This is a genomic window from Pseudoxanthomonas sp. CCNWLW251 (assembly GCF_037402255.1).
GTDB lineage: Bacteria > Pseudomonadota > Gammaproteobacteria > Xanthomonadales > Xanthomonadaceae > Pseudoxanthomonas_A.
The window spans coordinates 363,842-383,730 of sequence record NZ_JBBEGA010000002.1 but is presented as its reverse complement, the minus strand read 5'-3'; the positions used below and the strand labels follow the sequence as shown (position 1 = coordinate 383,730).

16 protein-coding genes are annotated in these 19,889 nt (G+C 69.0%); 10 read left to right on the top strand and 6 right to left on the bottom strand.

Annotated features, from left to right (window positions below):
• Nucleotides 1-13: 13 nt before the first annotated feature.
• Both WBN46_RS08720 and WBN46_RS08715 read right to left on the bottom strand, forming a co-directional pair.
• A complete protein-coding gene (locus WBN46_RS08720) occupies nt 14-3,187 on the bottom strand; it encodes a bifunctional diguanylate cyclase/phosphodiesterase (RefSeq protein ID WP_337731178.1) in 3,174 nt (1,057 codons plus the stop codon).
• A 185-nt stretch (nt 3,188-3,372) separates the two neighbouring features.
• Complete coding sequence (locus WBN46_RS08715; RefSeq protein WP_337731903.1) at nt 3,373-4,203, bottom strand: alpha/beta hydrolase; 831 nt, start codon at nt 4,201-4,203, stop codon at nt 3,373-3,375.
• Between the two features lie 477 nt (nt 4,204-4,680).
• Here WBN46_RS08715 and WBN46_RS08710 point away from each other — a divergent pair, with 477 nt between their 5' ends.
• Both WBN46_RS08710 and WBN46_RS08705 read left to right on the top strand, forming a co-directional pair.
• The gene (locus WBN46_RS08710; protein ID WP_192201611.1) at nt 4,681-5,070 is read left to right on the top strand and encodes an MAPEG family protein; all 390 of its coding nucleotides are present in this window, start codon (nt 4,681-4,683) and stop codon (nt 5,068-5,070) included.
• Between the two features lie 122 nt (nt 5,071-5,192).
• Nucleotides 5,193-6,350, top strand: a complete 1,158-nt coding sequence (locus WBN46_RS08705; RefSeq protein WP_337731177.1) for a hypothetical protein — start codon at nt 5,193-5,195, stop codon at nt 6,348-6,350.
• Between the two features lie 17 nt (nt 6,351-6,367).
• Here the strand turns inward: WBN46_RS08705 and WBN46_RS08700 are convergent, their stop codons facing one another.
• Genes WBN46_RS08700 through WBN46_RS08690 form a run of 3 tightly spaced genes read right to left on the bottom strand, consistent with a single transcriptional unit; the run spans nt 6,368 to nt 7,811 of the window.
• Nucleotides 6,368-6,592: an RNA-binding S4 domain-containing protein gene (locus tag WBN46_RS08700; protein WP_337731176.1), complete on the bottom strand. Its 225-nt coding sequence runs from the start codon at nt 6,590-6,592 to the stop codon at nt 6,368-6,370.
• A 30-nt stretch (nt 6,593-6,622) separates the two neighbouring features.
• Nucleotides 6,623-7,294 carry a serine/threonine protein kinase gene (locus tag WBN46_RS08695; protein WP_192201608.1) on the bottom strand — a complete coding sequence of 224 codons (672 nt, stop codon included), beginning with the start codon at nt 7,292-7,294 and terminating at the stop codon, nt 6,623-6,625.
• 31 nt (nt 7,295-7,325) lie between these two features.
• On the bottom strand, nt 7,326-7,811 hold the full coding sequence (locus WBN46_RS08690; protein WP_337731902.1) for a sigma-70 family RNA polymerase sigma factor: 486 nt from the start codon (nt 7,809-7,811) through the stop codon (nt 7,326-7,328).
• Between the two features lie 209 nt (nt 7,812-8,020).
• Between WBN46_RS08690 and WBN46_RS08685 the strand changes: the two genes are divergently transcribed.
• The 6 genes from WBN46_RS08685 to WBN46_RS08660 all read left to right on the top strand — a co-directional run bounded on the left by WBN46_RS08685 (nt 8,021) and on the right by WBN46_RS08660 (nt 16,680).
• A complete protein-coding gene (locus WBN46_RS08685) occupies nt 8,021-9,925 on the top strand; it encodes a DEAD/DEAH box helicase (RefSeq protein ID WP_337731175.1) in 1,905 nt (634 codons plus the stop codon).
• A 151-nt stretch (nt 9,926-10,076) separates the two neighbouring features.
• Nucleotides 10,077-11,684, top strand: a complete 1,608-nt coding sequence (locus WBN46_RS08680) for a diguanylate cyclase (RefSeq protein ID WP_337731174.1) — start codon at nt 10,077-10,079, stop codon at nt 11,682-11,684.
• Nucleotides 11,685-11,817: 133 nt separating this feature from the next.
• On the top strand, nt 11,818-14,247 hold the full coding sequence (locus tag WBN46_RS08675) for an EAL domain-containing protein (protein WP_337731173.1): 2,430 nt from the start codon (nt 11,818-11,820) through the stop codon (nt 14,245-14,247).
• A gap of 40 nt (nt 14,248-14,287) precedes the next feature.
• Nucleotides 14,288-15,007: a pseudouridine synthase gene (locus WBN46_RS08670; RefSeq protein ID WP_337731172.1), complete on the top strand. Its 720-nt coding sequence runs from the start codon at nt 14,288-14,290 to the stop codon at nt 15,005-15,007.
• Between the two features lie 88 nt (nt 15,008-15,095).
• On the top strand, nt 15,096-16,166 hold the full coding sequence (locus WBN46_RS08665; RefSeq protein ID WP_337731171.1) for a sensor domain-containing diguanylate cyclase: 1,071 nt from the start codon (nt 15,096-15,098) through the stop codon (nt 16,164-16,166).
• A 91-nt stretch (nt 16,167-16,257) separates the two neighbouring features.
• Nucleotides 16,258-16,680 (top strand): universal stress protein, encoded by a 423-nt coding sequence (locus tag WBN46_RS08660; protein WP_337731170.1) that lies wholly within the window; start codon nt 16,258-16,260, stop codon nt 16,678-16,680.
• A 6-nt stretch (nt 16,681-16,686) separates the two neighbouring features.
• On the opposite strand, the gene WBN46_RS08655 is transcribed toward WBN46_RS08660, so the two are convergent.
• The gene (locus WBN46_RS08655) at nt 16,687-17,634 is read right to left on the bottom strand and encodes a DMT family transporter (protein WP_337731169.1); all 948 of its coding nucleotides are present in this window, start codon (nt 17,632-17,634) and stop codon (nt 16,687-16,689) included.
• Between the two features lie 101 nt (nt 17,635-17,735).
• Here WBN46_RS08655 and WBN46_RS08650 point away from each other — a divergent pair, with 101 nt between their 5' ends.
• Complete coding sequence (locus WBN46_RS08650) at nt 17,736-18,380, top strand: Pr6Pr family membrane protein (protein WP_337731168.1); 645 nt, start codon at nt 17,736-17,738, stop codon at nt 18,378-18,380.
• A gap of 202 nt (nt 18,381-18,582) precedes the next feature.
• Complete coding sequence (locus WBN46_RS08645) at nt 18,583-19,884, top strand: MFS transporter (RefSeq protein WP_337731167.1); 1,302 nt, start codon at nt 18,583-18,585, stop codon at nt 19,882-19,884.
• Nucleotides 19,885-19,889 lie beyond the last annotated feature (5 nt).

The following is a 19,889-nucleotide window of genomic DNA, read 5'->3' as shown; positions in this document are numbered from 1 at the left end:
GAAACGCGCCCGGCTATGTCTGTGCCTGGCGCAGCTCGCCGCGCGCCAATGCGGTGGCCTCTTCGACTTCCATCGGCCGGCCGAAGAAATACCCCTGCATCTCGTCGCAACGCATCTGCTGCAGGGCGTGCATCTGTTCGGCGGTCTCGACGCCTTCGGCGATGGTGCGCAGGCCCATCTCGTGGGCGAGCACGAGAATGGTGCGCGCGATGGCGCGGTCGGTGCTTTCCGCGGCGATGCCGTCAACGAAACTGCGGTCGATCTTGATGATGTCCAGCGGCAGGCGCTGCAGGTACGACATGCTGGAATAGCCGGTGCCGAAGTCATCCAGCGCGAGCTGCACGCCGAGCGCATGCAGGGACTGCAGCATCTGCTGCGCCGCGCCCATGTCTTCCACCAGCACGCTCTCGGTGAGTTCGAGCGTCAGTGCGTTGGCGGGCAGTGCGTGGCGCTGCAGGCAGTCGGCGATCCACGGCGCCAGCGTGGGCTGGCCCAGCTGGCTGGGCGACAGGTTCACCGCCATGCCCAGCGTGCGCAGGCCCATCGCACGCCAGCGCGACAGCTGCTGGCAGGCCTGTTCGAGCACGAAATGGCCGATGTCTTCCATCAACCCCGCGCTTTCCGCCAGCGGGATGAACACCGATGGCGGCACCTCGCCCCAAGCGGGATGCCGCCAGCGTGCGAGCGCCTCGAATCCGGTCAGCTGCAGCGTGTCGCCTGCCACCACGGGCTGGTACGCCAGTCGCAACTGGCCGCGGGCGACGGCTTCGCGCAGGGCGGTCACGCGGCTCAGGCGGTCGTTGGCTTCCTGCTGCGTGCTGGCGGAAGGCAGTCGCACCTGGTTGCGGCCTGCGCGCTTGGCGAGGTGCCGGGCATCGTCGGCGCTGCGCAGGAGGGTCTGCAGGTCAATGCCGTGTTCGGGCGAATGGGCCAGGCCGATGCTGGCCGTGACGGTGAAGGAGGGATGCGTGGAATACAGCGCGATCGGCTGCCCCACGGCGCGGCGGATGTCTTCGGCGATGCGGGTGAGCTGGTCGATGTCGATGTCGGCGAAATGCGCGAGGAAGCCCTCGCCGCCGTAGCGGTACACGAAACCCTGTTCGCCGCATGCCGCGGAAATGCGCTGGCCCATGCGGCGCAGCACTTCATCGCCGCCGTCGTGGCCGAACGAATCGTTGACCATACCGAAGCCGTCCAGGTCCATGATCGCCAGGCCGTGGCCCGACATGGAGGGCGTTGCGATCCTCTCGGTGATGAGGTTGGCCTGGGCCGAGAAACGCGGCAGGCCGGTGGCGCTGTCCATCGCGGCGGCATCATTCAGCCGCCGCTGCGCATCCAGGCGGCGTTCGGTCTCCAGCAGCAGCGAACGCGCAGTCTCCGCCGCTTCCGACGAGCGCCGCCGCGAGAGTTCGAGCAGGAACAGCACGAACGCGATCAGCAGTCCGCTGCTCAGGCCGCCCACCACCAGGGCGCGCGGCAGCACGAACGAGCTGAGTGCTGGCGGGGACCACATTTCCAGTTGCACGTCATGGCCCGGCAGCGCGACCGTCTGCACCGACAGGGGCGATCCCACGGGCTGGCCTTGTTCCACCGTGGCCATGCCCTCGGCCGTGGCGCGGACGGGGCGGTCCGACAGCACCGCCTTGCTCAGTGTCGTGACGAAGTCATCCAGCGCGACGAAGGCCTGCGTGCGCCGCCCCGCGACATCGACGGTCAGCCACCAGCCGCCGGGGACCGATTGCAGGTGGCCTTCTTCCGCCACCGGCCCGGCGGGCGAGGGCGCCGCGGGGGCATCGAAGCCAGGCCGCACCCACCGCAGTTCGCTGCCGTCGTCGCCCACGCTGCGTACGACACGGAATGCGCCGTAGACGCGCACCATGTCCTCGACATGCTGGTCGAAGAGGACTTCGGCGGCGTCCGGCCGGGCCGCGGCCAGCGCGGCGGACAACTGGCGCAATGCACCGCGCCGCAGTTCCATGCCGCGCAGGAAGGTGGGCGTGGCGCTGGCGGTCTGGATTTCCATCACGCGGCGCGCCATCGCATCGCGATCGGCTGTCGCGGCGACCCAGTACATGCCGCCCAGGAGCAGCGCCGCCGCCATCGGCATGACGCCGAGCAGGCGATGGCGCAGCGAGTTTTCGCCCGCCACCGCCAGTGCCAGGCCCACCGCCACCAGTTGCGCCGATGCGGTCAGCGATACCTGGTAGATCGACAGGCCTTCACGGTGATAAGGCAACTGGATCAGCAGGCCCAGCGCCGCCATGCCGGCGACCGAGGCCATCGCGATGCCGAGACCGCGGGTGATGCCCCAGCGCAGGCTTTCCCAGCGCTCCAGTGCCTGCGGCAGCACGGCGACCGCCAGCCATGCGGTGAGCACGCCGTAGTCGGTATAGCCTCCGATCAGTGGTGTGGTGAGGCGAGGCAGCCAGCCGAGCCGATGCAGGAGGGCATTCGCCGGGGTGACGATGCCCCCGAGCGTCTGCAGCAGCGTGAGCAGCAACGGCACGGTGACCACGGCCAGCAGGATCCACGCAGGCCGTTCCTGTTCGCGCTGGCGCAGCAGCAGGGCCAGCGCCACGAGCGCCACGCAGAGCGTGGAGATGGGCCGCATGGGCGGATAGGCCACGCCCATCTTCCCGACCAGGCTGCCGGGGACGTGCCAGCCGATCAGGGCGAGCGCCGCGAACGCCAGCACGAAGGCGGCCAGTTCGGTACTTGCGTCGAGCGTGCGGCCCGAGCGCAGCGATGGCGTATAGACCAGCAGGAACATCGCCAGCGCCGACAGCGCGACCGACCAGCCGATCTCGGCCACGCCGCCGGGCTGCAGCGCGCCCAGCACCGGCTGCACGGCGAGCAGCAGCAGCGCCGCGGCGAATACGCGCATGACGAACTCGGGCCAGAAGCCACGCCACAACCGCGTCCATACGATGATCGCGGTCGCGGCCAGGACCAGGCAGGTGCCGAGCGCATGGAAATGCCACAGGTGCAGCAGGAACAGCACCGCCAGCAGCCCGGCGACGGCGAGGCGCACCGGGCGCTGCTCGCTGCGCCAGGTAGCGATGGCCACCATCACGCCGATCACCGGCACGCTGTCGTCGACGAAGTGCACGCCGCCGATGTTCACCAGGGTGAAGGTGGCGGCCAACAGCCACGCGAACGCCGCCGCGAAGCGTTGCGCCCAGTGCACGGGCCGCCAAAGGTCCTGGTGTATCGCCAATGCTGTCCCCTGGGGGCCGACACCCCGTCGCACTGTGATACCCAAATCGCCGCCTACCCGCAAGCACGGAGGGTGCAATGGGTGATCCGGCCCGGCAGATCGGCTGCCGGTGCGCGGCCCGCGCTGTGCGGACCGCGCAGGCCTTGCCCGGGCCGTCAGGCCTTGGCGAACGCCAGCATGTCGGCGTTGAGCTTGTCCTTGTGCGTATCGGTGATGCCGTGCGGGGCGCCGGCGTAGACGATCAACTGGCTGCCCTTCACCAGCTTGGCCGACGCGCGCGCGGCGGCATCGATCGGGACGATCTGGTCATCGTCGCCATGGATGATCACGGTCGGCACGTCGAACTTCTTCAGGTCCTCGGTGAAATCGGTTTCCGAGAACGCCTTGATGCTGTCGTACGTGTTCTTGTGCCCGCCCATCATGCCCTGCAGCCACCATGCGTCGATGACGCCCTGCGATGGCTTCGCGCCGGGGCGGTTGTAACCGAAGAACGGGCCCGAGGGGATGTCCTTGAACAGCTGCGAACGGTTGGCCAGCAGGCCGGCGCGGATGCCGTCGAACACGTCGATGGGCAGGCCGCCGGGATTGGCCTCGGTCTTCACCATCAGCGGCGGCACAGCGGATACCAGGCCGGCCTTCTTCACCCGCTTGGTGCCGTGGCGGCCGATGTAGCGCGCCACTTCGCCGCCGCCGGTGGAGAAGCCGAACATCGTGATGTCCTTCAGGTCCAGATGTTCGATCAGCTGCGCCAGGTCGTCGGCGTAGTGGTCCATGTCGTTGCCGTCCCAGGGCTGGCTCGAACGTCCGTGGCCGCGCCGGTCGTGTGCGATCACGCGGAAGCCGTTGGCGGCCAGGTGGTAGGCCTGGGATTCCCAGCTGTCCGCGTTGAGTGGCCATCCGTGGCTGAGGGTCACCACAGGTCCGTCCTTAGGACCCCAGTCCTTGAAGTAGATCTGCACGTCGTCTTTGGTGGTGAACAGGCCCATGGTGGTTCTCTCGATGGCGGGGGGAGGGGAAGGCAGCGCGGATGTCGCGGAAGTAGCCGCCGGCGGGCGGCTGCACGCCGCCAGGGGCAGCAGCGCGGCGGCGGTGACGGCGGCGCCCGCCAGCATCACGTGCCGGCGTTGCAGGTCTATGTCATGCGGGGAGGGTGGCAGGGCCATGCTTCCGGTCCGGTGAAGGCGACCCGGGGTCGCGGTGCGGTGGGGCCTCCACCTTCCCATCGGGGGCGGCGAGCCGATTGCACCCGCGTGCGCAGATGGCACCGCCGTGTCGCAGCAGCGTGCTCGCCGTCAGCCTGCGAAGGTTTCGCCGATCCGTCCGGCACCATCGCGCTACAACAAGCGCCTGGACCAGCGCCGCGTGCAAGCCGTGAACTACGGCGAAGACTGCAGCCGCCAGGTGCGCGCGGGCGTGCGCGGGGCTGCGCTAGAGTGGGCGGACCTTGCACGAGGCCGTCCACCATGCCGATTGAACTGAAGATGCTCGCCTGGTCCATCGCACTGGGACTGGCGCATGTGCTGCTGGGGGCCGCGCTGACCACCCGGCAACGTGGATTGAAGTGGAATGTCGGTGCGCGCGATGCCGTGCTGCCGCCGCTGGAGGGCGTCGCCGCACGGATGGATCGTGCATTGCGCAACTTCCTGGAGACCTTCCCGTTCTTTGCTGCCGCCACGCTGGCGGTGGTGGCGCTCGATCGTGGCGACGCCGGCACCGCGCTTGGCGCGCAGTGCTATTTCTGGGCGCGTCTTGCTTACGTGCCGCTGTACGCGGCGGGCGTGCCGTACCTCCGTACCATCGTCTGGACCGTCTCGCTGTGGGGCCTGCTGCAGGTACTCTGGGCGTTGCTGTGACCTCGCCACGGACGGTGGGTTCATCGCACGGTGGGCCCGCGCCGCGGGTTTGACACTAGACTAGGCCGACCCTCACCCATGCCCGTGCCTTCGTGCGCAGGCGTCGCGCCCTGATCGACCGGATGTTGTCCCGCACCCTGCACCTTCCCCTGTCCCTGCTGCTCGCCGCCAGCCTCGTGCTGGCCGGCTGTGGTGCGCGCGAGGCGGACGGCGATGCGCCCGATGCGATGGCCCAGGCGCCGGCCACCGACGCCGCACCGCCAGCGGAAACAACCTCGCAGCAGGCTGAACGTGGCGACGGTGCGGTGTCCACCGGACCGATGTCGCCTGCGCGTGGCGCGCCTGCCGAGAGTGGCTCCCGCGAGGGCCTGCCTACCGATTGGCCGCTGGCGAAAGTCGAGTCGGGCAAGGCCTGGGTCAGTTGCCGCGCCGACTACAACACCGAGCAGGGCGATGGCGAGCCGCTGGAATCGCTGGCGTTCTTCAGCGTGGTCGATGCGCTGTCGGCATGCCAGAAGGGCGGCGTGCTGCGCCTGCGTTACCAGGGCAAGATCGCGGCGGACTTCACCGATCTGGTCTCGCGGGTGGCCGACATCGCCGAGCGCATGGCCATCCACAAGCGCATCCTCGATCTGGACTCGGCCGGCGGGCAGGTGGAGGACGCGATCAAGGCGGGCGATGCGATCGGCGGCGGCGGCTGGACGATCTGGGTGCGCGAAGGCTCGGTCTGCCACAGTGCCTGCGTGTTCGTGCTCGGTGCCGGCGACAACCGGATGATCTCCGGCAAGGTCGGCGTGCACCGGATCATCCGCATGAGTTCCACCGCGACCACGCGCAGCGAACTGAACGAGGAACTGCGCGGCGTCTACGACCGGGTGAAGGACTATCTGTCGCGCAACGGCGTGGCGGTCGCCGTCGCCGACCTGATGATGACGGTGCCCAACCGCAGGTTGCGCCTGCTCAGCAAGGACGAGCTCCAGGAATACGGCCTGGATGGCACCAATGCCGCCCAGGACGACCTCGACCGCCTGCAGCTGATGCGCCGCTGCGGCGAGGATTTCGTGTTGCGCCGCGACGCCTTCCTGCGCAGCTTCGACAGCGAGTGCAAAGCGGCGGGGAAGGACCTGGACCAGATGCAGGCGTGCGGTCTTACCCTGCGCGAGCGTTTCGAGTTTCCCGATGCGAAATGCCCGGCCGACAGTCCGTTGTCGGAGTTCGACCGCATGGCTGACGCGGAAGAAGCGCTGGAACCCGGCGACGTATCGGGCACCGCGCCCTGACCCGCTCGCGTTGAGGCTCAGCCGGGACCGGCGACCACGCGGATCTCCGCATCGCCGACGCGGACGACCTGGCCGGCGCGGATCTTGGCGGTCTTGCGCGATTCCACCACGCCATCCACGGCGACCTCGCCCGCCGCCACGATGGCCTTGCCCTGGCCGCCGCTGTCGGCAATGCCGACCAGCTTGAGCAGTTGGTTGAGTTCCACGTGGTCGCGGTCAAGTTCGAAATCGATACGTTGCATGCGCGCAGTGTAAGCCACGCGGGTGACGGCTCAGTCCTGCTCGAAGCGCGCGATCTCGTCGAACTGGGCGCGTGCGCGGCGCAGGCTGGCGCCACTGATGCTGTCTTCCATCGCCTTCGCCAGGCGCGGCCGCGCCGGGTTGCGCGACCAGCGATGGAACCAGGCCGTGGCCAGCAATCCCGCCGCGCCGACCAGCAGGCCGATCCACACCATGCCGGGTGCGCGGGCGTACAGGTCGGTACCCCCGAGTCCGGCCAGCACCATCAGCACCGGCACCCACAGGAACCACCACGGCAAGCCCGCCAGCATCCCGTTGACGATGTAGGTGCGCCGCAGCGTGGCCAGCCGCTTCTGGATGTCGACGATGGGCTGGGCGTAATCGATCTGCCCGATGCGGTGCAGCGTCTGGCCGGCCATCGCGATGGTCGCGATGCCATAGAGCTGCACGACGATGCCGGCCACGACGGTCGTCCATGGCAGGCCGTCGCCGGATTGCCCGCCTCGGATCCACAACAGCGCCGCCAGCAGGATGAAGGGGATGCCGAACAGCGTCTGCGCCACCTGGCCCCAGAACAGCGGGCGCAGGCTCGACAGCGCCTTCTGCTTGCGTTGCTCCAGCAGCACGTGGGCCTGCAGGGCATCGTGCCGTTCCAGGCGGCGCGACAGCGTCTGCCATGCCAGTTTCAGTTCATCGGTTTCCATGGCGATAGTTCCGTAAGAAGAAGTCATCGGGTCAGAGTTCCTGGCGCAGCCGCTGTTTCAGCCGGCTGATCTTGGTGGCGACATTGGTTTCGCTCAGGCCCAGCACGTCGGCCATCTCGCGGTAGCTGTGCTCTTCCAGGTAGAGCAGCAACAGGGCGCGGTCGAGCGGCGGCTGTGCCTGGATGAAGCGGTACAGCAGGTCGACCTGCTGGCGCCCTTCGTGGTCATGTGCATGCGGGTCGGCGAGGTCGTGATGGTCTTCGGTCCACGCCTCGGACGACGGTCCGCGCGTACGGCTCCGGACGTGCGAGATCGCCACGTTCAGCGCGATGCGATACATCCAGGTGGCGAACGGGCGCGCGTGGTCGTAGTCGGGCCAGGCCTTCCAGAGCTGCGTGGCGATGTCCTGCATCAGGTCGTCGCGGTCGTCGCGGTGCCAGGCGTAGGTGCCGGCGACCTTGGCGATGATGCCGCGGTGGGCCTGCAGCAGCGCCGGGAAGCCCTCGCGGGCGTCCATGGGGCTGTGGGCATTCATGGCGGTGGTCGAATCCATTCCGGCATCGGCTCGATTGTGCGGTGTGCAGGGTGATTCGCCGACGGGCCCGGAAAATCACGCGGCCGCATCGCCGGCGCCGGGTCAGCGGGTGCTGCAGCGCGACAGGAGCCCCCCGAAAGCGCACAATACGCGGCTCGGCGTGCGGCTCCGCGACGCCCCGGAGTATCCGCATGTCCCAAGAATCCCCTTCGCCCGCCCCCCTCCTTTTCGCCGATCTCGGCCTGCCGGCACCGGTCATGGCCGCCGTCACCGAGGTGGGGTACGAAACCCCGTCCCCGATCCAGGCGGCCACCATCCCCGCCATGCTGGCCGGGCGTGACGTGCTGGGCACGGCGCAGACGGGTACCGGCAAGACCGCGGCGTTCGCGCTGCCGGTGCTGGCCAACATCAACCTGAATGCCGGGAGCCCGCAGGCGCTGGTGCTGGCGCCCACGCGCGAGCTGGCCATCCAGGTGGCCGAAGCCTTCCAGAAGTACGCCGGCAAGATTCCCGGCTTCCACGTGCTGCCGATCTACGGCGGCCAGAGCTACTACCCGCAGCTGCAGGCGCTGAAGCGCGGCGTGCACGTCGTGGTCGGTACGCCCGGCCGGGTGATCGATCACCTCGAGCGCGGCTCGCTGGACCTGTCCGGGCTGACCACGCTGGTGCTGGACGAAGCCGATGAAATGCTGCGCATGGGTTTCATCGACGATGTCGAGACGGTGCTGAAGAAGACCCCGGAAACACGCCAGGTGGCGCTGTTCTCCGCGACCATGCCGCCGGCGATCCGGCGCATCGCCCAGACCTACCTGAAGGATCCGGTCGAGGTGAACATCGCCTCCAAGACCACCACCTCGGCCAACATCCGCCAGCGCTACTGGTGGGTCAGCGGCATGCACAAGCTGGATGCGCTGACCCGGATCCTGGAAGTGGAGCCGTTCGACGGGATGATCGTGTTCGCCCGCACCAAGGCGGCCACCGAAGAGCTGGCCGACAAGCTGCAGGCGCGCGGCCTGGCCGCCGCCGCGATCAACGGCGACATGCAGCAGGCGGCGCGCGAGAAGACCATCCAGCAGCTCAAGGACGGCAAGCTGGACATCCTCGTCGCCACCGACGTGGCCGCGCGCGGCCTGGACGTGGAACGCATCAGCCACGTGCTGAACTACGACATCCCGTACGACACCGAAAGCTACGTGCATCGCATCGGCCGCACCGGCCGCGCCGGTCGCACCGGCGATGCGATCCTGTTCGTCACCCCGCGCGAGAAGGGCATGCTGCGCTCGATCGAGCGCGCCACCCGCCAGCCGATCGAAGAGATGCAGCTGCCCAGCGTGGAAGCGGTGAACGACCGCCGCGTGGAGAGGTTCCTGGCCCGCATCACCGACATGCTGGCATCCGGCAAGGCCGGCGAATTCCGCGCGCTGATCGAGCGCTACGAACGCGAACAGAACGTGCCCGCGGTCGACATCGCCGCCGCGCTGGCGCAACTGGTGCAGGGCGACACGCCGCTGCTGCTGTCGCAGGAGCGCACCCCGCGCGAACAGCGCCCGGTGCGCAGCGAGACCTATGGCAACGCGCCGCGCCGCGAGCGCGACGAGCGTCCGCGCCGCCACGAGGACGGTCCGGGCGAGCGCCCGGCGCGCAGCTTCGACAAGCCCGAGCGCTCGCGCATCGAGCGTCCCGACACCGACCGTCCGCGCGCCGACAAGCCGCGTGGTGCGCCGGAAGTGGGCATGGAGACCTACCGCATCGAGGTGGGCCACGCCCACGGCGTGAAGCCGGCGAACATCGTCGGCGCGATCGCCAACGAGGCCGGGCTGGAGAGCCGCTACATCGGCCGCATCGACATCCAGCACGACCACACCACGCTGGACCTGCCCGAAGGCATGCCGCGCGAGCTGCTGATGCACCTCAAGAAGGTCTGGGTGTCCGGCCAGCAACTGCGCATCCACAAGCAGGGCGAGGATGCCGGCAGCGCGCCGCCACGCCGCTTCGCGGGCGCAGGCGCAGGCAAGGGCAAGCCACGCGGCGACAAGCCGTTCGGCGCAGGCAAGCCGGCCGGCAAGCCGCACCGCAAGGGGCCGCCGCGCGAGTGACGGCTCTGCCGGTGCCCCCGGCACTGCGAGTGGCACGGAAGTTGCATTCTGGAGACGCAAGCCAGCGCACCGGTCATCGGGAGGGCGGCGACATACCGGAGTGTCTGTGAGGGGGAACGGGGATCAACGTGGCGGAATCGCGGGGTGGCTGATGCTGCTCTTCGCGCTGTCGTGCCCGGTCCAGGCCGCTCCGGAAGCCGGCAGGGACTACCTGGTCACCGGTGCGCCGACCTCCGAACAGGCACCGCAGCGGCACTGCACGGCCGCGATGCTGGCCGGGCTGACCGAGCGGGTCGAGGTCCCCGCACCGCCGGGAGGGTGGTCCGGTGCCCCGCAGGCGGTCAACGTGTTCAACATCTTCGCGGGCGAGGTGCGGGTGCACCATGGCGACCGCGAGGTCTGCGGGCGCATGCACGACGCCCGCACGCGCGATTCGCGGTTTCGTGCCGGCGTGGGCATGGTGGTGGTGCCCCCGGCGGGCAACCGGGAACCCATCGAGGTGGCCTGGGCCACGCCATTGAAGCCCGGATGGATTCCCACCGTCCGCATCGGTGCGCCCAGCCCGGTCCAGCAGTTCGACACCGCGCGCCTGCTGGTGCGGACGGCGTGCGTGGCCATCGCCATCGCGCTGGCCTTCATGGCACTGATGGGATTCCTGAGCACGCGTGATCGGGTCTTCCTGGGTTACACCCTGCTGTGCGCGCTCAGCGTGCTGGGACAGGCGGTGCTCAGTGGTCTGAGCGGCTACCCGGAACCCTGGCTGCCCATCGGCGACGGCGAATCCCGGTGGCTGGTCGCGTTCTCCTGCCTGGGCTTGCCGACGCTGTTGTACGTGATGTGGCTGCTGGTCGGCGGCGCGCGCGCCTGGCCCGGCACGCGACGCTGGCTGCCCTGGCTCGTCGCGGGCATCGGCGCCACCAGCGTGGCCGTGGCCTGGTTGCCGCAGGAAGGCCTGTCGCGGCTGGCGACCGGCGTGGACATGGGGTTTTCCGCAGGCTGCGGTGTCATCCTGGCCCTGGGCCTGTGTTTCCTGCGCCGCCAGCGCGCCGATGCCATGGCGGCAATCGCCGCCGTGATGCCGTTCCTGGCGATGGCCGCGATGGACCTGGTCGACAGCCGCCTGTTGATCGAATACCGCGTGGAAGCCATCCAGCTGTCGATCACCTGGTTCCTGACCGTCAGCGCGTACGTGCTGAACCTGCGCCTGGGCCAGTTGCGCCGCCAGCGCGACGAGATGCGCGCCCTGGCCGACACCGACGAACTCACCGGCCTGCCGAACCGCCGTGCCGGCCTGAAGCGGCTGGAGCAGCACATGCGCGATGCCCGCGCGGGTGAGGAATCGCTGGCCGTGGGCTTCCTCGACATCGACCTGTTCAAGCGCATCAACGACGTGCACGGGCACGCGGTCGGCGACCGCGTGCTGGTGGCGGTGGCGGGCACCCTGACCTCGGTGGTGCGCGACCCTGCGGACGTGATCCGGATGGGCGGCGAGGAGTTCCTGGTGCTGTTGCCCGGCATAGGCGGTGCCACCGCGCGGGCGCGCCTGGAAGCGATGCGTACGCAGGTGCGCGCGACCGGCGCCGGGCTGGGCATCGAGGGCCTGCTCGTCACCGCCAGCATCGGCCTGGCGACACTGGAGCCGGAGGACCTCGACGCGGCATCGCTGCTGCGTCGCGCCGACGAGGCGATGTACCGGGCCAAGCGGGCCGGGCGCGACCAGGTAGTCGACGCGGGGGGCGCCCCGGATGACAGCAACTGACGCGGGACGACCATTTGTCGGCGGTCCGTGTCGAATGATGACCATGGCCTCAAGCGCACCGGGGCCGGGCCGATGAACGACGATGGAGGCCTGCGCGAATGCCTTCCATCGCGTGGACCAACAGGAGTGACATGTGGACAACAGGGAAGCACCCCTAGCGGGCGGAATGGCCGGCGGTGACCGCGACCGGGGGCTGCAGCGCCTTCCGGCCCGGGTCGCGGTGCTCATCGTCCTGTCCGCGCTGGGCGCACTGCTGATCGCCGCCGTGCTTGAAACGCAGGCGGGCGCGACCGCCTACATCATCGGCGAGAGCCACTGGTCCAAAGCGCAGCAGCGTGCCGTGCACAGCCTGTACCGCTACGCGCGCCATGCGCAGCCCGCCGACCTGGCCGATGCGCGCGCCGCCCTGCGCGTGCCGCTGGGGGACCGCGCGGGCCGACTGGCGCTGGAGCGCACGCCGGTCGACGTGGCCGCCGCCCGTGCGGGGTTCCTGCAGGGCGAGAACGCGCCGGAGGACATCGAGCGCCTGGTCTGGATGTACCGCATGCTGGGCAAGGCCCCGTACTTCCGCGAATCGGTGCGCCTGTGGCGCGAGGCGGAAGTCGAGATCCAGCAGCTGGTAGCGCTGGCCGACGAACTCGAGTCGCGTCCGCCAGGCGCCACGCGCGACGATGCCAGCGTCCGCGCCTACCAGCACAGGTTGATGGAAATCGACGCGCGGGTGCGCCCGAAGGAACTCGCGTTCTCGCGCTCGCTGGCGGAGGGTGCGCATTTCATGCGGCGCGTCCTGCTGGGGCTCAGCGCGGTGGCGTTCCTCGTGCTCTGCGCGTACGCGCTGCACGTCATGCGCAGCACGCTGCGCCGCGTGCGCGAGACCGAAAGCGAATTCCGCATGGCGTTCCACCAGTCCGCGGTGGGCATGCTCAAGCTGGATCGCGATGGACGTTTCACCCAGGCGAACGAGGCGCTGGCGCAGATCCTGGGGATGCCGCTGCATGACATCCGCTCGCTGCACCTGTCCGACGTCCTGCATGCCGACGATCTGCAATGCGATGCCCACGGCGCCATCGACTGGACCCGCATGCTCGAGCCGGGCGAGCGCCGGCTCGTGCGTCGCGACGGCGACGTGCGCTGGGTGCGCTGGACGGCGTCGGTGGTCGCGGCGCGCGCGCGCTGCGCGGAGCGGGTGTTCGTGCTGGTGGAAGACGTGTCCGAAGCACATGAACTCGCCTGCGAGATCGCGCACCAGGCCAGCCACGACGACCTCACCGGCCTGATCAACCGGCGCGAGATCGCCCGCCGGCTGGGCAGCGCGCTCGGGCAGGCACATGGATGCGATGGGCGGCACACGCTCTGCTACATCGACCTGGACCAGTTCAAGCTGGTCAACGACACCTGCGGGCATGAAGCGGGCGATCGCTTCCTGTGCCATTTCGCCACCCGGGTGGCGGCGCAGCTGCGTCGTGAAGACTGGCTGGGGCGCCTGGGCGGCGATGAGTTCGCGGTGCTGCTGCACGACACCACGCTGGAGGAAGCGGAAGCGGCGATGGCGCGCATCCATGCGTCGCTGGGCGAGTCCTCGTTCCAGTGGAACGGCCGTACGTTCGGCCTGAACTGCAGCATCGGCGTGGCCGAGATCAATGACACGGCAGTGGACGTGGACTGGCTGCTGCGCGCAGCCGATGCCGCGTGCTATGTCGCCAAGGAAGAAGGGCGCAACCGCATCCGCTGCTATCGCGATTCCGATCCCAGCCTCTCGCGTCGCCGCCACGAACTGGAATGGGTGGCGCACACGCAACTGGCGATCGCGGAAGACCGCCTGTTGCTGTATGCGCAGCAGATCGTCGCGCTGGATGGCAGCCAGCGCCTGCAGTACGAAGTGCTGGTACGCCTGCGCGACCGCGAGGGCCGGCTGCATGCGCCGGGGGTTTTCCTGCCGGCGATGGAGCGCTACGGGCAGGGCATGGCGGTCGACGCCTTCGTCGTCGATGCGGTGTGCCGCCACTTCGCCCTGCATCCTGCGCACCTGGCCCGCGTGGATCTGTGCCACGTGAACATGTCCGCGCAGTCCATCGCCGACCCCGCTTTCCTGGAGCACGTGAACCTGCTGCTGGACCAGCACCCGGACGTGGCCACGCGGCTGTGCTTCGAGATCACCGAAACGGCGGTGATCGCCAACCTGGACGATGCCTGCCGCTTCATCGATGCGATGCGGGCGCGCGGGTGCCGGATCGCGCTGGACGATTTCGGCAGCGGCCTGTCGTCGTTCGCCTATCTCAAGCGGTTGCCGGTGGACATCCTCAAGATCGACGGCGCCTTCATCCGCGACCTGGCGCGGGGCGAGGTCGACCTGGCGCTGGTGCGTTCGATGAGCCAGATGGGGCAGGCGCTGGGCAAGGTCACCATCGCCGAGTGGGTCGAAAGCGATGCGGTGATGGCGCAACTGCGCGAGGTGGGCATCGGGCACGTGCAGGGCTACGCCGTCCACGTGCCCTGTCCGCTGGACGAACTGATGGCGGCATGGGAGTCCGTTCCGGCCGCCGCCTACGCGGAACCTGCCTGAAGCGGGCGACGGCGGGCGCCCGATCCCGGATAATGGCGGCATGACCGTCCGCCTCAACAAGCACATCGCCGACACCGGCTTCTGTTCCCGCCGCGAGGCCGACCGCCTGATCGCGGAACGTCGCGTCACCGTCAATGGCATGGCCGCCGGCATGGGCGCCGTGGTGGGCGAGGGCGACGAGGTGCGGGTCGATGGGCAGCCGCTGAAGGCGCGTGCGGTGAAGGCAGGCAAGCGCAAGCACGTATACATCGTGCTGAACAAGCCGGTCGGCATTACCTGCACCACGGAGTCGTCGGTGAAGGACAACATCGTCGACTTCATCGGCCACGAGCAGCGCATCTTCCCGGTCGGGCGGTTGGACAAGGATTCCGAGGGCCTGATCCTGCTGACCAGCAACGGCGACATCGTCAACCAGATCCTGCGCGCGGAGAACCGCCACGAGAAGGAGTACCTGGTGGCGGTCAACAAGCCGGTAACGGACGAGTTCCTGCGCGGCATGGCGCGCGGCGTGCGCGTGCACGGGCAGATGACGCTGCCGTGCCGCACCAGCCGGATCGCCAGGTTCGGTTTCCGCATCACCCTGACCCAGGGATTGAACCGCCAGATCCGCCTGATGGCCGCAGCCTTCGACTACCGCGTCACCCAGTTGCGCCGGGTGCGGATCGACAACGTGAAGCTGGGTGACCTGAAGCTGGGCCGCTGGCGCAACCTCACCGATCAGGAACTGCGTGGCCTGCTGCCGCAGCAGGAAACCTGGTGACGCATAGCGTGATCGTCGTCGCGCGGCGGCGACTTACGGTGCGCACGAACACCGGCATACTGCTCCGGTCTCCACATCCCCTGCCGGCATGAGCCGACCCCTCAAGCCCGACAACGAAGAAGAACGCCTGGCTGCCCTGCGCAGCTTCGACATTCTCGATAGCGATCCCGAACGCGCCTTCGACGACCTGGTCCGGATCGCCGCCGCGATCTGCGATGTGCCGATGGCCGCCGTCACGCTGATCGATCGCAACCGGCAGTGGTTCAAGGCCCAGGTCGGCATGGACAACCCGGACCCTTCGCTGGAAACGTCCTTCTGTGCGCACACCATCCTCAGTCCGGGCGCCATGACGGTGGTGCCGGATGCGACGCGTGATGCGCGCTTCGCCGACAATCCGCTGGTCACCGCCGGGAACGGCATCCGGTTCTATGCGGGCGCACCGCTGGTGACGTCGGATGGCTTCGCCCTGGGCGCGCTGTGCCTGGTGGACGCGCAGCCGCGGCAGCTGGAGCCGTTCCAGCTCACCGCACTGGATGCGCTCTCGCGGCAGGTCTCCCAACTGCTGGAGTTGCGCCGCGTAAGCCGGCAACTGAGCCATCAATTGCGCGAGCGCGGCTGGTACGAACAGCAGATGCAGCTCTACCAGGACCAGCTGGAGCAGCAGAACGCCGATCTCTCCGAGCAGACCCGCACCGACGTGCTGACGGGGCTGCCCAACCGGCGGGCATTCGCGGCTGCGCTGGAGGCTGCGATGCGCAAGGCCGAGGAGTCCGGCGAGCCGCTGGCGGTGGCGGTGCTCGACGTGGACCACTTCAAGACGATCAACGACCTGCATGGCCACGATGAAGGCGACCGCGTGCTGGTGGCGCTGGCGGACATGCTGAAATCCCAGTCGGCCGGACGTGGACTGGCCGCCCGCTACGGTGGCGAGGAATTCGTCATCCTGATGCCCGGCGTGAAGTGCGACGAGGCACGGCTGCAGTGCGAGTACATGCGGCAGAGCGTGGGCCTGCTGCCCATCGGCCTGCCGGTATCGGTCAGCATCGGTCTGGCGGACCGTCAGGGCGGGGACACCGCGGAGACCATGTTCCGTCGCGCCGACCAGGCCCTGTACGAAGCCAAGCGCAGCGGGCGCGACCGGGTGGTGGTGGCGACCTGAGTTGATCGGGATCAATGCGCGCCGCGACGGACTGACGCATGCTGTACCCATCGGCGGCGCAGCGGGCGCCCGCCCCATGCGGAGAACGACGATGAAGATCCTGTTGGCCGTGGATGGAAGCGAGATCGGACTGGCGGCTGTCCGCCACCTCGTGGAACTGAGCAAGTCGTTGGCCGAGCTGCCCACCGTGACCCTGCTGTATGTCGATCCGCCGCTGCTGCGCTCGGTCGCGCTCGAACTCGGCAGCGATGGCGTGGAGCGTTACCACGCAGAGAACGGCGCCTATGCGCTGAAGAAGGCGCGCACCGCGCTCAAGCGCGCGCAGTTGCCCTTCGTGGAGAAGATCGTGGTGGGCGAGCCGGCCGAGAGCATCGTCAAGCAGGCCAAGTCCGGCAAGGCGGATCTGATCGTGATGGGTACCCACGGGCGCGGCGCGTTGAAGCAGCTGCTGGTCGGTTCGGTGGCGCTGAAGGTCATCGCCACCAGTCCGGTGCCGGTGGTGGTCGCGCGCTGACCGCGCTCAATCGACGATGTTCTTGGCCTCGGAGGTGCCCAGCACTTCCGGGTGCTCGATGCGCCTGGGGCGTTGCGTCAGCGGATGCAGGAACACCGCCGCCAGGATGATGCCGACGCCCAGGTAGAACAGCGGTGTCAGCTCGCGCTGCTCGCCCAGCAGCACGATCGCCAGCATGATGGCGTAGACCGGTTCCAGGTTGGTCACCAGCTGCACGCCGTACGCACTGAGGTGCTTCAGCGCGACCAGCGACAGCGCGAACGGCAGCAGCGTGCAGGCCAGCGACAGCACCAGCAGCAACACGCCGTCCTTCAGCCCGGGCAGCACGAACAGTTCGCCGGCGAACGCGGGGAACAGGACCGGCATCAGGGGTGCCAGCAATGTCAGCAGGATGGTGCCGGCGCCAAGTTCCAGTCCGGTGATCGTCAGCGGCTCGCCATGGTCGATCAGGCGCTTGTTGAGCGGCCCGAACACCGCCACCAGCAACGCGGATATCGCGCCGACCAGCACGCCCAGCCGCATGCCGTCGGGGATCCCGCCGACCACCAGCGCCACGCCCGGCAACACCGCGATGCCGAACAGCAGCTCGCGCCAGGAAAACGGCCGGCGTGTCAGCCACGGCTCGATCACCGAGGTGAAGGCCGGCGCCAGTGCGATGCAGGTCACCGCCACGGACGCATTCGACAACTTGATCGCGCCGTAGAACGTCAGCCAGTGCAGTGCCACGATCACGCCGATGCCGCAATACGCGAGGGCCAGCTTCAACGGCATCGCGCGCAGGCCACGCCATACGCGTGGCAGCAAGGCGAGGGCGATTACCACGATCAACATGCGCCACCACACCAGCGGCAGCGCGGACAGGCTGATCAGCTTGCCCAGGATGGGCGTGAAGCCCCACAGCAGCACGCACAGGTGGATCTGCAGCTGGGCCCTGGCGGTCGGTGTCATCGGCATGCGTGCATTGTCGCCGAAGCGCCGCGCGGCTGGCGATGAGACCACTCCCGACCGGGCGCTCGCCGTGGCAAGCTGGCGGGACCGCGGATCGAGGATGACCGATGTCGCCCACATGCCTTCCCGTCGTGCCCCGCACGTTCGCAGCGCTTGTGGGGCTGCTTGCCCTGGCGGCGCTGGTGCTGCAGTACGTCCTGATCCTGCAGCTGACCCGCGACAATGTCGGCGTGGTCCTGGGCACGGTGCGCTTCGTCACCTACTTCACCATCCTCAGCAATATCGCGGTGGCGCTGGTCGCCTTCGCCGCGGCGACGGGGCGGTCGGGCTTCTTCGGGCAGGCCCGCGTGCGCGGCGCGGTCGCGTTGTACATCGGCGTCACCGGCAGCATCTACTTCTTCATCCTGCGCCACCTGTGGCAGCCGCAAGGTGCGCAGTGGTGGGCCGACACCGGCCTGCACTACGCGGTGCCGCTGGCGTACTGGGCGTGGTGGCTGACGTGTGTGCCGCATGGGGCGCTGCGCTGGCGCGACGTGGCGGGATGGCTGCTGTTCCCGCTGGGTTACGTCGGCTGGGTGTTCCTGCGTGGCGCGTGGGTGGGCGAGTATCCGTACCCCTTCATCGACGTGGGCCAGCTTGGCTGGGCGCGCGTGGGCGTCAACGCGCTGGGCGTCATGGGGGTGTTCGTGGTGCTGGGGCTGGTCGTCGTGGGCCTGGACCGGCTGCTCGGCCGGCGTAGAAGTCCCCTGTAGGAGCGACGTGAGTCGCGACCGTGCATCAAGCTCGCCAGGGCACTTGGCAATCCGACGGACTATGGGCGATGCAGCTGTGCATGACCGGTAGGCGTCCGGTCGCGACTCACGTCGCTCCTGCAGGGGGCGACAGCGCTGGACGCGTCTCGCGCGGCGTGCGATGTTCGCGCGCCACGACCGTACCGACATTCAGGGATTCCGCATGACCGTCGCTGACGCATCGCGTCCGATCCACCGTCCCTTCGACCGGCGCGATGCGAAGACGCTCGGCCTGTCGGCGCTGGGCGGTGCGCTGGAGTTCTACGACTTCGTCGTGTTCGTGTTCTTCGCCAAGGTGCTGGGTGCGTTGTTCTTCCCGCCCGGTACCGCGCCGTGGCTGGCACAGCTGCAGGTGTACGGCATCTTCGCGGCGGGCTACGTGGCGCGACCGCTCGGCGGCGTGGTGATGGCGCACTTCGGCGACCGCCTGGGCCGCAAGCGCATGTTCACGCTCAGCGTTTTCATGATGTCGGTGCCCACCCTGTTGATCGGCCTGCTGCCGACGCACGCGCAGGTCGGCGCGCTGGCGCCGCTGTTGCTGCTGGCGATGCGCGTCGTGCAGGGGATCGCGGTGGGCGGTGAAGTGCCGGGGGCCTGGGTGTTCGTGGCCGAGCACGTGCCGCGCGGTCGCGTCGGCATCGCCTGCGCCACGCTGACGGCGGGCCTGACCGCCGGCATCCTGATCGGCTCGTTGCTGGCGGCCTGGATCAACGCGCATTACAGCGCGGCCCAGGTGCAGGAGGGCATCTGGCGCGTGCCGTTCCTGCTGGGCGGCGCGTTCGGCTTCATCGCGGTGTGGCTGCGGCGCTGGCTGGAGGAGACGCCGGTGTTCGTCGAGATGCGCGAGCGCCGGCAGCTGGCGCGACGGCTGCCGGTGAAGCAGGTGCTGGCCGCACACCGGCCCGCGGTGATCCTGTCGATGCTGGCCTCGTGGCAGTTGACCGCCGCCATCGTGGTGATCGTGCTGCTGACGCCAACGCTGGTGCAGACCAGCTTCGGCATTGCGCCTGCCGTGGCATTCCAGGGCAACAGCCTGGCGACGCTGGCGCTGGTATTCGGTTGCCTGGTCGCGGGCTGGGCGGTGGACCGCATCGGCGCGGGGCGCGCGCTGCTGTTCGGGTCCTTGGGGCTGGGCGCGGCTGCGTACGCGTTGTACGGCGCCCTGATGGCGGGCCGCCAGGCGCAGTTCGTGGCCTGGTACACGCTGGCCGGTTTCTGCTGCGGGGTGGTGGGCGTGACGCCGACGCTGATGGTGGCGGCGTTCCCGCCCGAGGTGCGCTTCTCCGGCCTGTCCTTCTCGTACAACGTGGCGTACGCGGTGTTTGGCGGACTGACGCCGCCGCTGATCGCATGGTTGTCCGTCGCCTGGGGACCGTTGGCGCCGGCGCACTACGTGTCGTTCACCTGTCTGGTCGGTGTCGGCGTCGCCGCATGGGTCATCGTGAAGCGTCCGCTGCGCTACTGACGGCG